Raw genomic sequence first — 14807 nt, 5'->3', positions numbered from 1 at the left:
GCTTTCAGGCCTTTGTCGCCAGCAAGCTGCCTCCCACAAGTGGCGTTTGCGCCTTAACTGCTTCGCATCTTCAGAACGACTCACCATGACTACGCCACACAAGCCTCCCCGCAAAAAGCCTCAACGTCCCGCCAAACCGGCAGAACCCCGCGAGAAGGCCACGCTGCATCCGCGCAATCGCCATCAGGGTCGCTACGACTTCCCCAGGCTGATCAACAGCAGCCCGGAACTGGCCGAGTTCGTGATTCTCAATCCCTACGGGAAGGAAAGCATCGACTTCGCCAACCCTGTGGCCGTGCGCGTGTTCAACCGGGCGCTGCTCAAGTCGCTGTACGGCATCGCCCACTGGGATATTCCGGCCGACTACCTGTGCCCGCCGATTCCGGGCCGTGCGGACTACCTGCATTTTCTCGCCGACCTGCTGGCCAGCGAGAACAATGGCGAGATTCCACGCGGCGCGTCGATCAAGGCCCTGGACATCGGCACCGGTGCCAACTGCATCTACCCCTTGCTGGGCCATAGCGACTACGGCTGGCACTTCGTAGGCTCGGATATCGACAGCACCGCCATCGCCGCCGCCACGACCATCATCAAGGCCAATGGCTTGAGCAAGGCCATCAGCGTGCGTCAGCAGACCAATCGCAAGCACATCCTGCTGGGCCTGCTCGACAGCAGCGAACGCTTCGAGGTGAGCCTGTGCAACCCGCCCTTCCACTCCTCACTGGAAGAAGCGCAGCGCGGCAGCCAGCGTAAATGGCGCGCACTGGGCAAGGCTGACCCCAAGCGCAAGCTGCCGGTGCTCAATTTCGGCGGGCAATCCCAGGAACTGTGGTGTGAAGGTGGCGAGATCGGCTTCGTGACCCAGTTGATCCACGAAAGCGCCCAGATACCGACTCAGGTGCGCTGGTTCAGCACACTGGTATCCAAGGCCTCGAACCTGCCTGCCATTCAGGCTGCGCTGACACGAGCCGGCGTGCTGAAGAGCCGGGTCGTGGAAATGGGCCAGGGCCAGAAGCAAAGCCGCTTTGTGGCCTGGACCTTCATGTAAGAGCGCTTGCCCTGGGCGGCACTCCGACGACCGGCTGCGTAGCAGTCGTAAATTTTGCGAGCGCTTCGCACTCGGTCGCGGGCAAGCGCGCTCTTACAGGACCAAAAAAAGCCGTGCCCGGTTAACCGGTGCACGGCTTTTTCACAGCAAGCGTGAGCTTACTTGTTGATCGAGTCGTTCAGCACTTTGGCCGGTACGAACTTGATGACTTTCTTGGCAGCGATTTCGATGGCAGCGCCAGTCGAAGGGTTGCGGCCGGTGCGAGCTGGACGCTCAGCAACTTTCAGCTTGCCGATACCTGGCAAGGTGATTTCAACGCCGTTTTCCAGTTGGTCGGCAACGATTTGGCCCAACTGCTCAAGAGCATTACGCGCGGTGGTTTTTGGCGCGTCGATAGCTTCAGCGATATCGGCGATCAATTGGTCTTTGGTAAGAGCCATGGTGGTGTTCCTTCCCTATCAAATTCATTTGGATTGCAGAACGTAACGTCGGCCAAAGGCCGGGCAATGAACCAGACTCCGCTGGCAGCCACGATAAATCGCGAAATGTAGATACTTAAACCGGGATTTGGTTCGGCCCACACGTAGACGATCTGCATGCTTGGCGCGCTTGAGTGCGCAAGACCGGGCAAAACTAGCACAGAGCCGGGCAAATATCCGCCCTTACCTATCCTTTTGGTCAGGTTTAAGCGGTAATCGCTCAAAAATTGATCATAAAACATCCTGCCGAGTGGAAAACCGGGCTCTGCAAGGCCATTTTTCGCAGGCCTGCGTTACACTGACGGCCTTGCACGAGCTGTCCGCTCTTCATCATTACCAGCCGAGATATCCATGCCGATCCGTCATTGCATAGTTCACCTGATCGACAAGAAACCCGATGGTACGCCCGCTGTTCTCCACGCTCGCGATACCGAACTCGCCGAGTCCCAGGCCATCGAGAACATGCTCGCGGACCTCAACGAGAGCTATAACGCCAAACAGGGCAAGGCCTGGGGGTTGTTCCACGCCGAATCCGGTGCGCACCCGTTCAGCGGCTGGCTGAAAGAGTATCTGGACGGCGCAAACGACTTCACGGCGTTCTCTCGCGTCTCGGTGGAGCACCTGCAGAAGCTGATGGAAGAGTCCAACCTGTCAGTGGGCGGCCATGTGCTGTTCGCCCATTACCAGCAAGGCATGACCGATTATCTGGCCATCGCGCTGCTGCACCACAGCGAAGGCGTGGCAGTGAATGACGAGCTGGACGTAACCCCGTCCCGTCACCTGGATCTGGGCCAGCTGCACCTGGCTGCCCGGATCAACATTTCGGAATGGCAGAACAACAAGCAATCCAAGCAGTACATCTCCTTCATCAAGGGCAAGAACGGCAAGAAAGTCTCGGAGTACTTCCGCGACTTCATCGGCTGCCAGGAAGGCGTGGACGGCCCCGGCGAAACCCGCACCCTGCTCAAGGCGTTCAGCGACTTCGTGGAAAGCGAAGACCTGCCTGAAGAGTCCGCTCGCGAGAAAACCAAGACCCTCGTGGATTACGCCAGCAGCCAGAGCAAAATGGGCGAACCCATGGGTCTGGAAGAGTTGTCCGAGCTGATCGATGAAGACCGTCCCCGTGCGTTCTACGATCACATCCGCAACAAGGATTACGGCCTGTCGCCGGAGATCCCTGCGGATAAACGCACCCTGAACCAGTTCCGGCGCTTCACAGGCCGCGCAGAGGGCCTGTCGATCAGCTTCGAGGCACACCTGCTGGGTGACAAGATCGAATATGACGAACAAGCCGGCACCCTGATCATCAAGGGCCTGCCAACCCAACTCACCGACCAGCTGAAACGGCGCTAACCGACATGCTGCTGCGTACCCTCAAGAAGTTCGCGCTGATCATGCTGGTGGTCGTGATTTATCAGAACTGGGGCAAGATCGAGCACTTCTTCAACCCGGCGGATGCGATCCCTGCGCAGACTCAGGCGCAAGCCCGCGTGGTGATGTATGCCACCGAGTGGTGCGGCTACTGCAAACAGACCCGACGCTTTCTCGACAGCAAAGGTATCCCGTTCAAGGAATACGACATCGAGAAGTCAGAAGAGGGCCGCAAAGCCTATGAAGCTCTGGGTGGGCGCGGGATCCCGTTGATTGATGTGAATGGCACGATTATCAGAGGCTTCAGCGAAGAGGCAATATTGGCAGCGCTGAAGTGACAGAAGAGTACCCGCAGGAGCTGCCGGAGGCAGCGCCTGCAGAGATTGCATTCAGATGTTAACAAAACCAAAGCATCGTTTCTCATGCGGCCTTTTTATAAAGGCTCTTCGCACGAAACCATTGGCTATTATTTCAGGGAAACGGCAGTACCTGGAACTGCATGGCCGGACGAGCAAATAACGCATTCGCCAGAGCCTCAAGCTTGACAGGCACGATATAACAAGGACGCCCCTCAACCTCCCCACCCAGGAACGATCTGAAGCCACCTGCCAGAATAGTAAACCTGGCCGTTTTCGATTGCTCGCCGGGTTCAAATACCAGAGGTTCTTCAAAATACATCTCACCAAACACTCTATGTATTATTCTGAAACTCACCCACATCGGCACCCGAACCAAACTGGCCTCTGATAAAAAAACTTCAACTTCCAACGTTTGTTCCTGGCCAGTGGCGACAACAAAAATATCTTTCATCGCGCTGACGAACGGCAACCTCAAGGGTTCGTTTTTTCCGAGTGAAGGTTTCACGAAAACAATATCGGACAAGCCAATGTCTCCGCCACTGGGCAAAGTAAAAGTCAACGCGCTCACAGGCCCCTTCAAAGAGAACGCCGTTAACGGCACAGATATCTGTCGCTGAAGAAACGTTTCAACCCCATTAATTATCTCAGGAAGCGGCCATCTCTCCTGTAGCGTTGCGGTAAGATCCACTGTAACGCCATCCAGAGTAACCTGCAGCTCAACGGACTCTACAGCGCTCTCCTCTTGCATGTAATCGATATGAAAACTCAAATGCGTGTAAAGCGACAAATCAACAGGGCTTCCCACGTCACGAACATGCAGTTCCAGTTTGGCTGGCAACTGAAAGCCAAGGCTCTTGAGATTTAGAAAACCGTGACGTCGATGATGCGTAGACCGCAGCCCGCCAAACTTCGGCAAGGGAGCCGCGACAACCTCTCCAACACCTTCAGTTATAGTCCAATCCCATTCTCCAGGCATCAACAAGGTGTCATGAGAGTGCATATTTTCAAAGCTTTGAACGGTATAACGGCTTGACGCCGGAAAATACGCTGTACTTTGTACTGACGCCCGTGGAAGCGTCGGGATGGTGATTGGAGAACCGTCAAACAGGACTAAAAATTCCTGTTCCCTCCCCAAGACCAAGCGAAAAAATCCAGCCAGATAGAATGCACCGAGACGCTGCTGCTCTATAGGTCGATGGCGACTGACTTCAATATCTCCCCAGAACCCCTCGGTATCATCTCCTCCAGAACGGCTCCCGGGGGACCATTCTGTATTGAAGTAGTTATGATTGGCCCCTAACAGCAGTACAGAACTTCGAAACACGTCATCTTCAAATGCAAAGCGAGAGATATCGGAGTTACGTTGCGCGTCTAACCAGGCTACGTCGCCGTCCAGAAATGGCAGGATGGCAGCCGTATGCGTGCCGGGAATGGCAATATCGTCAAACGTCGTACTGCCTAATAGTACAGCAGCCTGTATACCATGGTTTTTATCAAGTAACCTGTTTAAGGTGACAGCCCACGCTACACCGGATCCGCCACGCGAATGCCCCATAAGACCTATAGCATCCAGATCCAGCCTGCCTTCCAGTAATGAAAGCTCCGGACGGTTCCCTTTATTTGCCTCACTCAATAAATCGAGATGCGCCAGAATTAAATGCCCTCGCGCCCGGTCTGCATTCTCCTTAAGCGACTCGTATGCAGTGATGCCATTGGCAGATAAAGAGACAACGACATAGCCATGACTGGCAAGTGCTTCTGCTGCGGCGCCATACCCTTCAAAGCTGGGAATCGGCTGCGCCTCTCCTCTACAAGGCCAATAGGACTCACTCGGAAACTCACACGTGGAGTGCCTCCCATGCAAAAGAATAACTACCGGGTACACACCTTGTGAATCAGGCATATACACCGCGGCTCGAAACTCAATGCCTGACCATCCGTCCGGGAGCTCCAATGCTTCATCGCCGTAATCATAATCATAGCGAATGACAGCATACGGCCCCACGGAGAGTGCATCAGGCGCAGCCAGCCTGGCCGATTCGGAAGTCTTTCTTTTGCTTTTTTTAAAAGGTTTATCATGTTTATTTTTGCACGGAAGAAACAGCTCTGGACTTGTCACCTCTTTCACGTGCTCAACTTCAAAAACAGGGACAGTCGTTCTTAGCACTTTACGATCTTCCGAAAGTATCGCTTCGTACTCCAAACCATCGATGAGTAAAGTCGGGTACCTGCTGCTGATCGGCAGAGGCACATCCAAGTGAAGCTCAACATAATCGCCCCACTCGTTCTTGACAATTTTCCAGCCCTGAGATTTCATTGATAAACTCCTGTATTGGTACATCCTGATAGAATCCATTATCCGGCTTTCGCAAGTCTGTCTCACCCAAGAGTGATTGCGTACAGCACACGTTCCCTGGCCTGCTGCACGCACAAACTTTTTAAGTTCATTACAAGAGTCAAGCACATGCAACATGAAAACTCAAAGAGAAAACACGCCCCCTTCATACCCTATTGAATCATGCATCGAACAGCTAATAGCTAATCAACCTGTACACAAAACTATCCAAATGCGTCTCGAAGGGTGGCCCTTGGATAAACTGTGATAAACAAGCAGCCCTGAAGTTTTCCCTGAAAAAGCCGTACAAGCGGATTTATCCGCAAGACGGCATTTCAGACTATACATGTTGGGGAGATATAACGGCCTCTCGCGAATAACTCACTTACGACCGTTTTACGATCCGAAACCCCAACCGCGGAAAATGCACATGCACCACGCCTGCACGGGGATCTTCGCGGCGCAGGATCAGCTCTTCGCGCCCGCTGAACAGCAACTCGCCCTCTACCGCATCCACACCATAATCAACGGCTGAAATTGCCACCCGATCACCAGCCTTGAAGCCGTTTGGGTCAATAAACGCTTCATCGGGCAATGCCGCAGGTGTGGCATCGGCGGCGATTTGCACTGCATCGACAGCAGCGAGGTCGTTATGCGCACCATGACCGAAGCCCAGCACACGCCCAAGCCAGGCCGACACCGCCGGATAATCGTCCACCAGAGGTGATGTCACGGGAGTCTGCTTGAGGAACCAGAGGGTATGCGCCACGGAGAAGTCGGCAATCGAAGGCTCGCCAAACAGGAAGTCGCCATTGCGCTCCAACTGTTGCTCCAGCCTCGCCATCAGGGTTGGCCATTGATGCTGAGCCTGTTCCAGCGGCAAGCGTGATGCGCTTCCGCCGTCGAACAAGGTTGCCCGGTCTGCGACGAAGGCCTTGACCGCTTCAGGGGGTACCTTGGCGAAACGCACGGCCAGCGAGGCAGGCTGGAACACCAGACTGACCGCATGCATGAACAGCACCGAATCGCCCCACGCAGCAAGACCGGCAACCGTGAATTCGTGGCCTTCGGGGTAAAAGGTGGGGGAGGTCTTTTCCTGTTCCAGACGACGTGCGATCAATGCGGTGTCGCAGTAGATATCCGCACCGATCTGCAGAACCGGCGTCTTGCGATAACCACCGGTCAGGGCCGTCAGGTCAGGCTTGGGCATGACCGGCGGGATGATCACCGACCGCCAGGACAAGCCCTTGAAACCCAGCATCAGGCGGGCTTTTTCGGCGAACAGCGATGCTGGATAGTGATGCAGAATCAACTCAGACATGTGAACTCTCTTGTTGTGATCGGTCGCCCTCAGCGTAGCCGCTCAAGGGGCTGAAGCACAGCATGAACCATAACGTGGCACAGGCTGCTCAGGTGTGGACATCGATACGCCAGTCATTGTTCATCAGATCCCATACCTGCATACCTGTATTTTTGTGAGGCTCGCTTACCGCCCGTCTTATCCCCTTCTTGTAAAAAACCGAAAAAACATCATGAACGCCTCATAAAAGACTAAGCACTGACATTTTTATCAGCAGACAAGAGCGCCATAAAACTTAAAATAAACAGGGATTTTATCTTTTCAACCGTAGAACGCTCGATCAGGAGCACACAACCTGATCATGGAACAGCACCATGGAAAAGGCACTTCTCAAGCAACTCACCCAACTGCCAAAAAATACGCTACTCCGAGTTTACGGACGATTGGGGTCTAGCTCAGGCGACATGGAGAAAGGTAACCTGATCTCCTTTGATATTGCCCGAAAAAGCCTGACCCTCTACAGAGAGGATTACAGGTCTAATACGACACTTAACACTGACGACATTACACGTATTGTTTACACCCTTTATGGACAGTCACATTCGTTAGTCCTTGACCAGCCTTCCTATTTAAATACCGGCACTTCAGAAAGTAATAGCGGAAATCTACAAACGGGCGAATTCAATGCTTACTTACCCATTACAACTCTTGTCGGAAATGGCGGTGCGGGTCCTTCACTGGCCCTAAACTATTACTATTCCGCAGGAATAAAGTTTACGCCTGGAGGGTGGGCTCCCCGTTTCAGCTATGTCACGATTTATGACGACATGATCAAGCTTCACTTGCATTCAGGGCAAACACTTACCCTTTTTAAATCGCTGATACCTTACTCACCACAGCCTGGAATCACTATTAAAGAATTCGCCTTTTCCTGGATGAAAGTCATCCACAAAGACGGCACGGTGGAAATTCTGGAGGACATATTTAAAAGACCCATCACTAGCGAAGCCTCCGCCTCTGATTCCCTATCCACTCCCCCAGACAGATGCCTTGTCCCCATACAAATCATCAACAGCACAGGCTGCTCTCTTTATTTTGAATGGGAAGGCACCTTTAATAAAAGCCTCCTGCTCAGCAAAGTCTCAGACGATACTCAGGTGCTGCTGAAAACAAACACCCTGACAAAGAAAACACTGCTGGCCAATCAGACAATCAGCCTTGACGCCATTGAGTTCATCGAGCGCCCGGATCAGGCCCCTACGACGCTGTGCACGCTTTACCTGCAAAATTCCTGGCTGATCAAATACGAAAAAAACAATGGCCTGGATGTCGATACTCAGGAGTTCACCTACACCGGCCAGTACCTCACGGCTATCCAGCACTCTCGTCCTGTAAAAGAGCTGGTGACCTACTCGACAGACAACCGTATCGCTCGTTACACCCTGACAGGTAACAATGCCTCATCCAACCGGGTAGAAGACTATACGTTTACCGCATCATCTGCCAAACAGGTGACCACCTTCGACGCCGCATCGATCACAACAGAATTACTGTTTGACGCCGACGATCTTTTGTCAAAAAAAATCATCACCCAAGGCGATTGCGTAAAGACCACTGAGTTCAAGCGAGACTTCGACTCCAAAACCAGTCAATTATCGCTTTCCACCCTGACCACCTACAAAAACAAGCAATCACAAAGAACCGAAACCGAGTATTCAAACTTTGACGTTTTGGGCAACCTCATCAAACGTACCGTGAATGACGTGACGACCGAGTTCACCTACTACCGAGGCCAGGCCAAGGAGGAGGAGATAGTGGTCAATACGAGCACCTATACAGACACCTCAGGCCTGCATGGGAAACTCGGATGGGTACTCGATTACATGAACCCTATTGGCTGGGGTTTCTTATTGTTTGGCAAACAAGGGATGACGTGGGGAACCATCGAAAATCGAAACGTCGTAAACAGCCCGTACCTGACCAATACCGGAGCCCAGTCTTATAACCTCCCCGTCAAGATCGAGTGCCCTGGCGATCCTAATTACTTCCGGACCTATGTCGAATCCGAAAAGCGCTACCGTACCGTCAACGGCAAACGTGTCGATCTGCGCTGGACGTTCTATAGCTATAGCAGCCTGCCAGTAAAGGGACAGATAGTCGCTGGCCCCACGCTCAAACCGAGTGTGAAGCTGATTATTTATAATCCGCAGTCCGATGACAAAATCAAACTGAAAGACTGGCTCAATAGCCGCATGGTCGTGCAGGAGACCGAGTATTACACGGACCCTGGTGTCATTTCTTTCGGCCGCATCAAATCACTGACCCAACGACTGCTTGATCCTTCCGCAAAAGCTATTCCCCTGTCGCTTCAAAAGACGGCCTATGTTTACCAGTTGCAGGGCGATACGCTCACAACGACCACCACCTTCCAGTCTTCTGAAAACACTCAGAGTGTGACCAAAGCAGTGCACTCCATGAGATCTTCGCAGTTGTTGTACTCGCTGGATCCACACGGTAATAGCGTGAGTTACAGCTACGATGCCTATGGTCGAATGTTGAGCAAATCCGAACAGGCTCAAGAAAACGGCCCCCAACACAAAACCGTTTTTGAATATTCGCTGACCCAGGGTTGCCCTACTGTGATCACGACATTTCCAGGGGGGCAACAATACCGGGAATGCTATGACGCCTTTGGCCGTATCGCCAGTACCGAAACCCGTGGTTCGAACGATGCCAAGCTCGCATGGCGACAGCTATCGAGTACGTCCTACGATGGTTTGGGCCGAGAAAAAATCACCGTTGAATATGACTATGCACCCGCTGCGTCTGAAACATCGCCTATCGGTAAACGGCAACTGGAATGCGTTTACGATAACTGGGGCCAGCCGTCAAAAATCCAGGTGCAGGGCGGTATTGCCCAATATGACGAGTATGACCCTGTCACTCAGGTAAGAACGGCGAAACAGCAGTACCTCTCCACCGCATGCTGCAAGCAAACCACGCAATACAATTCACTGGGCAGCATTGAAAAGGAATCCCTGATAGACGCGAGCGGTATCGAATACCAATCGATCCAGTATGAATACGATGCCGCTGGTCGGATCAATAAACAGAAAGGGATTAACGGCATTGAACAGACGTTTGAGTGGGACGACTTTGATCGGCTGGTGAAGTCTTTCGGGGACGGGGTTGAACATACATGTGAGTATCCCGCTCACACGACCTCCCCTCTGACATCACGCCTGACACTCAATAAGCCGTCGGATAAATACGTGCATGAGTGGGGAAGCCGCAAGATCGACGGCCTTGACCGTGTTGTCGAAGTACAGACTGGCGGCAGAAAGAAAACCTTCAGTTATACGGGCAGCAACACATGGGGCATCTTGAGCAGCACGCCTCCCCCCTCGACCACGGCGTCCCAAAAGGTGAGTACTCAATTCGCGTATGACTCATCGACATCCACACTGACCCAAACGACGACCGGCTATCCCACCACTACAACAAAGGCCACTTCCACTTATTCGCTGCGAGGCGTTTTGCTTAAATACACGGACGATTTCGGCAACCAGACGACATACACCTATGACCTCTTGGGACGCCTGACCGGTACATCTGGCAAGGATGTCAGTACCACACTGAGTTATGACAGTGATGAGCGCCTTGTCAAAGAGAGTGTCACAGAACAGGCCAGCAAGACCTGCATGACTATCACCTATAAATACGATGCCAGAAACCGTGAAATCGAGCGTGTTTTCAGTGCTTCCGGGTACCCGGACCTGACCCTCAGACAAAGCTTCGATGGCAATAACCGACTGGCAAGTATCACACTGCTTCGTGACAAGACTGAACTGTCTCTGGAACGCTTTTCCTACACTTCTGGCGGTCAGTTGGCTGTCTATGAATGCAGTGGATCACAAAGACCACTGGATGCCAGCGGCAAGAAACTGAGCAAGCAAACATTCTCCTATAACCCGCTGGGTAGTCTTCAACAGTGCATCAGCGTCTTCGACGGCGGCCAGGACACTGCCACCTTCAATTATGATGCGAAAGACAAGACTCAACTTCGTTCGATCACTCACTCAGCCACTGGCATCGGTGCCGTTACGCTTGATTACGACACGTTTGGACGCCTGAGCAATAACGAAAGTGGTTACTCACTGACATACAACAATGCCGGGCAACTTGGGCAGATCCTTCGTTCCGGTTCGGACTTCCGTGAATACAGCTATCTCTATGACGAACAAGGCAAGGTCGGGGCCTGCTTCGGGACTTACTATTACGAACGCTACTATTACCGTGATGGCCAGCAATATGCGCGAGATGGTGTTATCCAGATCAAGGGCATCTACTACTCGCGCCTGTCCCGTATTGCCAACCAGAGTGACGCCTGCCATCTGTTGCAGCAGACCTTGAAGTCAGAAGAAACCGCCAGCAGCAGTAATCTCAGCAACAGCTTTGAACTCAAGAACTCCATGGGCTCCGTCATTGCCAGTTACGACACAGCGACCAAGGCCCAGACGCTCTTCAGTTATACGCCATTCGGTTATCGTCCCGATGACTGGAGCCAGCGAAGCTGGCTGGGTTTCAACGGCGAGCCCATCGACCGGCCTACTGGTACTTATCATCTGGGCAATGGCGTGCGTGTCTATAACAGTGCGATACAGACCTTCCAGACGCCGGACAGCTTCAGCCCCTTCGGGAGAGGTGGGCTTAATGGCTATGCGTATTGCAGCAATGACCCGGTTAACTTCAGTGATCCGGATGGCCATGCCGAGATTGTCAGGCAGTACAGCGTAGTCTCTCATGGCGCATTCGTTGAGGACCCGATTGTCAGGGCCTCGATGGACCTGGCTTTAGGTGTCACACTGGCAGTGGCTACAGGAGGTACATCCACAGCTTTTGGAATTGCCACGCTGGGGCTTGAAATCGTTTCTGGAAGTTTTGGCGTCGCGGCGGCAGCTCTGGCAGAGCGCGACCCTCACACCGCCAACATACTGGACTGGGTTTCGTTTGGCACATCGACAATCGGTAACGTTTTTGATGTTGCCGACATGATCAAGGTCGGGCGCTATGCCACAGGCTCGTTGTCAGGCATTGCCATCAATGCCGAGCGCCGTGCCGTTGTAGCCCTGAATACAACCTCTGACACTACCGAGAAGTTCGTCACAATGAGCGGGACCATGCGATCGCTCACGCAAATCGACGGAGAGCTTTATACCTTCGTTGATACCTACAAGGCCAAAGACCGTCTGAATATTGCCGTGCATGGCAAAGACCTGAATATCATTGAAGAGAAACTGCTCAACAGCAGCTCAAGCGTGATCCTCAATAACGCGGAGCACTCCGCTGCCGATGTCTTGAGAATGCTCAATGACAAAGGCGTTGACCCGACGCTCTATGACAATATTCGTCTGCTCGTCTGCTTTTCGGGTAACGGTGGAAGCAATTCATTTGCCGCGCAATTCAGGAGTCTCGTCAACAGGCCGACCAAAGGGTTCATTGGCCCGGTCACAATGACTCGAGGCTCTACTTCAATGGCCAAAGTCTTCGCCGCAGCAGCGCAATCAGGGACCGCAGGAACTGCGGCACTCTCCTCGACCTTTTCGCAACAGATTCAACATCGAGTGCTCAAGCAAAACCCTTACAGCCTTTGGGAGAATCCTATCCTCTACGCTGGCTTCAATTACAGACCCGTTAAATTCTGATGGCTGAGACCTCAGTGCCAAGGTTGCTATTGGGCCTTGGCACTTCAGCGCCATTGCTTGCTACCAAAGCCTCCTTGGCACTCTTGCGCAACTTCTTGATCAACCGCTCATGACGCAAAGCCTCGCTCTTGCTCGGCCAGGCTTCCACGTACACCAGAGCCACCGCAGGGCTGGAATGAAAATAGCTCGCGCCCTTGCCACGCTGATGAGCAGCAAACCGCCGTTGCGGGTTATCGCTGATGCCGCAATACAGCGAACCATTGGCCGCACGCACCAGGTAGACAAACCAGGGCTTGCCGACAGGTGCGGCGACATCAGTGGCGGTATTCACAGCATCAGGCATGGCGTTTTTCTGTAAAGACTTTAAGCCCTTTCTGGGCCTGGGCACGAATCGCGTTCTGCACCAGCGGTGTCCAGCCCAGCAGCAGGCCCTTGGTGCCCAGCGCCTGACGCGACCAGCGCCACAGGTCGAAGCTGTCATGGTGCTCGGTGATCTTGCCGTTGTGGAAGACGAAACGAGCCTGGATGTCGTTGACCACGGTGCGACCGGTCTGGCTGAACAGGTAAGTGGCCCTCCAATGGGCACCACCACTGCGCTCATCGGCGCGGACATTGTCGAACACCACCGAGAAATCCCGGGCACGGGAGGTCAGCATGCGCCACATGTCAGCGGCCTGCTTGCCACGCAACTCGCCGAAGACGGGGTCGCTGAAGAGCACGTCATCGCTGTAGCAGGCAGCCATTCCTTCGGCATCCAGACGGGCAAAAGCCTCGTAGAAGCGGGTAATCAGTGCGCTGTTGGCTTGGCTTGTTTGTTCATTGCTCATGCATGCAGGTCCGTTTGAAGGCAAAAGATGGTGCAAGATAAGCGGCAAATCGACACATTGCTATCATCATTCGCAGGATAAATGTCGTTCTCGAATGAATCACCCCCGCACGCCGGTTCAAACCTTCTCACTGACGACCTGAACATACAGCGCCCGGCCGGCACCCAGCCCGGCCACAATGGCCCCAAGCCCCAATGCTGCAAAGATCCAGCCGATGGAATCCCAGCTCCCGGTCACGTCATGCACGACGCCTACTGCCAGCGGTCCTGTGGACGCGATGGTGTAGCCGATACCCTGCGCCATGCCTGACAGATTGGACGCCACATGGGAGTCACGGGAGCGCAACACGATCAGCGCCAGTGCCAGGCTGAACGTACCGCCCTGCCCCAGCCCCAGCAGAATGGCCCAGCCCCACAGCCCTTCCAGCGGCGCATACAGGCAACCGAACAGTCCGGCCAGGGTCAGCAGCATGACGAGCACAATGGCCAGACGCTGATCCTTGCCGCGAGTTGCCAGCCAGGGCGCACTCAAGGCGCTGATCAGTTGCACGATGATCGAGCCGGACAGCAGCAGGCCCGCCTGGGTCGGCGTCATGCCACGGTCGATCAGCACCGAGGGCAACCAGCCGAAAACGATATAGGCCAAGGAAGATTGCAGGCCCATGTACAGGGTGACCTGCCAGGCCAGCGGATCGCGCAGCAGACCGCGCACGCGATAGGCCACCTGATGATGAGCATGCAGCTCGCGAGCCTGAGGCAACCAGACCAGTGCAGCCAGCACTGCCGGGATCATCCAGAACCCCAGGCCGACACTCCAGCGATTATCGAAATACTGGGTCAGGGGCACCGTCAGCCCGGCAGCAATCGCTGCTCCAAGGCACAGCGCCATGGTATAGACGCCCGTCATGGCACCGGCCTGCCTTGGGAAATCGCGCTTGACGATACCCGGCAACAACACGCCGATAATCCCGATGCTCGCACCGGCCAGCAGGCTTCCGGCGAACAACCCGACTTCACCGAAATGGCTGCGCAGCAGGATGCCTGCGGCCAGCACCAACAGAATCCCCAGCACTACCCGCTCGCTGCCGAAACGTCTTGCGAGTCTCGGTGCCAGTGGTGCGAACAGCCCCAGACACAACACCGGCAACGTCGTCAGAAGCCCGGCCCTGGCCGCAGACAGTCCGAGGCTGTCGGACACCGCATTGAGCAGTGGCGCAACGCTGGACAGCGCAGGACGCAGGTTCAGGGCAACCAGCACCAGGCCAAGCAGTAGCAGCCATGGGCGTTTGAGGATGGGCGTGTCTTGAGTCGGGGTCGTGCTCGCCTGAGGCGCCTTGGTCGTCATGAGTCTCTCGAGGGCAGGATGTGTTACAGCGCAGTGCGC

Annotated in this window: 10 protein-coding genes; 4 read left to right on the top strand and 6 right to left on the bottom strand. The window is 54.2% G+C overall.

From position 1 onward, the window contains the following. Positions 1 to 85 precede the first annotated feature (85 nt). Entirely contained in the window at positions 86 to 1048 is a 963-nt protein-coding gene (rlmF, locus tag KQP88_RS04965; RefSeq protein ID WP_216704991.1) for a 23S rRNA (adenine(1618)-N(6))-methyltransferase RlmF, read from the top strand. A gap of 158 nt (positions 1049 to 1206) precedes the next feature. Here the strand turns inward: rlmF and KQP88_RS04960 are convergent, their stop codons facing one another. Further along, positions 1207 to 1488: an HU family DNA-binding protein gene (locus KQP88_RS04960; protein WP_020304671.1), complete on the bottom strand. Its 282-nt coding sequence runs from the start codon at positions 1486 to 1488 to the stop codon at positions 1207 to 1209. A 390-nt stretch (positions 1489 to 1878) separates the two neighbouring features. Between KQP88_RS04960 and yejK the strand changes: the two genes are divergently transcribed. After that, positions 1879 to 2880, top strand: a complete 1002-nt coding sequence (gene yejK, locus KQP88_RS04955) for a nucleoid-associated protein YejK (RefSeq protein WP_025258743.1) — start codon at positions 1879 to 1881, stop codon at positions 2878 to 2880. A 5-nt stretch (positions 2881 to 2885) separates the two neighbouring features. Further along, on the top strand, positions 2886 to 3236 hold the full coding sequence (locus KQP88_RS04950; protein WP_216704990.1) for a glutaredoxin family protein: 351 nt from the start codon (positions 2886 to 2888) through the stop codon (positions 3234 to 3236). A gap of 133 nt (positions 3237 to 3369) precedes the next feature. On the opposite strand, the gene KQP88_RS04945 is transcribed toward KQP88_RS04950, so the two are convergent. Next, a complete protein-coding gene (locus KQP88_RS04945; RefSeq protein ID WP_216704989.1) occupies positions 3370 to 5574 on the bottom strand; it encodes an alpha/beta hydrolase in 2205 nt (734 codons plus the stop codon). Between the two features lie 403 nt (positions 5575 to 5977). Next, entirely contained in the window at positions 5978 to 6913 is a 936-nt protein-coding gene (locus tag KQP88_RS04940; RefSeq protein ID WP_200985853.1) for a glutathione S-transferase family protein, read from the bottom strand. Positions 6914 to 7266: 353 nt separating this feature from the next. Between KQP88_RS04940 and KQP88_RS04935 the strand changes: the two genes are divergently transcribed. After that, entirely contained in the window at positions 7267 to 12597 is a 5331-nt protein-coding gene (locus KQP88_RS04935) for an RHS repeat-associated core domain-containing protein (RefSeq protein WP_216704988.1), read from the top strand. On the opposite strand, the gene KQP88_RS04930 is transcribed toward KQP88_RS04935, so the two are convergent. The 3 genes from KQP88_RS04930 to KQP88_RS04920 all read right to left on the bottom strand — a co-directional run bounded on the left by KQP88_RS04930 (position 12587) and on the right by KQP88_RS04920 (position 14768). Further along, the gene (locus KQP88_RS04930) at positions 12587 to 12940 is read right to left on the bottom strand and encodes a GIY-YIG nuclease family protein (RefSeq protein WP_200995166.1); all 354 of its coding nucleotides are present in this window, start codon (positions 12938 to 12940) and stop codon (positions 12587 to 12589) included. The genes KQP88_RS04935 and KQP88_RS04930 overlap by 11 nt on opposite strands. Further along, on the bottom strand, positions 12933 to 13424 hold the full coding sequence (locus KQP88_RS04925) for a nuclear transport factor 2 family protein (protein ID WP_200995167.1): 492 nt from the start codon (positions 13422 to 13424) through the stop codon (positions 12933 to 12935). Before KQP88_RS04925 ends, KQP88_RS04930 begins: the two co-directional genes overlap by 8 nt. A gap of 117 nt (positions 13425 to 13541) precedes the next feature. After that, positions 13542 to 14768, bottom strand: coding sequence for a CynX/NimT family MFS transporter (locus tag KQP88_RS04920; protein WP_216704987.1), 1227 nt, complete (start codon positions 14766 to 14768; stop codon positions 13542 to 13544). Positions 14769 to 14807 lie beyond the last annotated feature (39 nt).

The organism is Pseudomonas lijiangensis, from assembly GCF_018968705.1.
Lineage (GTDB): Bacteria > Pseudomonadota > Gammaproteobacteria > Pseudomonadales > Pseudomonadaceae > Aquipseudomonas > Aquipseudomonas lijiangensis.
Note: the sequence above shows the minus strand (reverse complement) of the source record. Positions and strands in the feature narration are given on the sequence as shown.

Coding starts and splice junctions, on each gene's coding strand:
- KQP88_RS04950 (WP_216704990.1), top strand. CDS start 2,886: ATGCTGCTGCGTACCCTCAAGAAGTTCGCGCTGATCATGCTGGTGGTC.
- KQP88_RS04945 (WP_216704989.1), bottom strand. CDS start 5,574: ATGAAATCTCAGGGCTGGAAAATTGTCAAGAACGAGTGGGGCGATTAT.
- KQP88_RS04935 (WP_216704988.1), top strand. CDS start 7,267: ATGGAAAAGGCACTTCTCAAGCAACTCACCCAACTGCCAAAAAATACG.
- KQP88_RS04940 (WP_200985853.1), bottom strand. CDS start 6,913: ATGTCTGAGTTGATTCTGCATCACTATCCAGCATCGCTGTTCGCCGAA.
- KQP88_RS04920 (WP_216704987.1), bottom strand. CDS start 14,768: ATGACGACCAAGGCGCCTCAGGCGAGCACGACCCCGACTCAAGACACG.
- KQP88_RS04925 (WP_200995167.1), bottom strand. CDS start 13,424: ATGAGCAATGAACAAACAAGCCAAGCCAACAGCGCACTGATTACCCGC.
- rlmF (WP_216704991.1), top strand. CDS start 86: ATGACTACGCCACACAAGCCTCCCCGCAAAAAGCCTCAACGTCCCGCC.
- KQP88_RS04960 (WP_020304671.1), bottom strand. CDS start 1,488: ATGGCTCTTACCAAAGACCAATTGATCGCCGATATCGCTGAAGCTATC.
- yejK (WP_025258743.1), top strand. CDS start 1,879: ATGCCGATCCGTCATTGCATAGTTCACCTGATCGACAAGAAACCCGAT.
- KQP88_RS04930 (WP_200995166.1), bottom strand. CDS start 12,940: ATGCCTGATGCTGTGAATACCGCCACTGATGTCGCCGCACCTGTCGGC.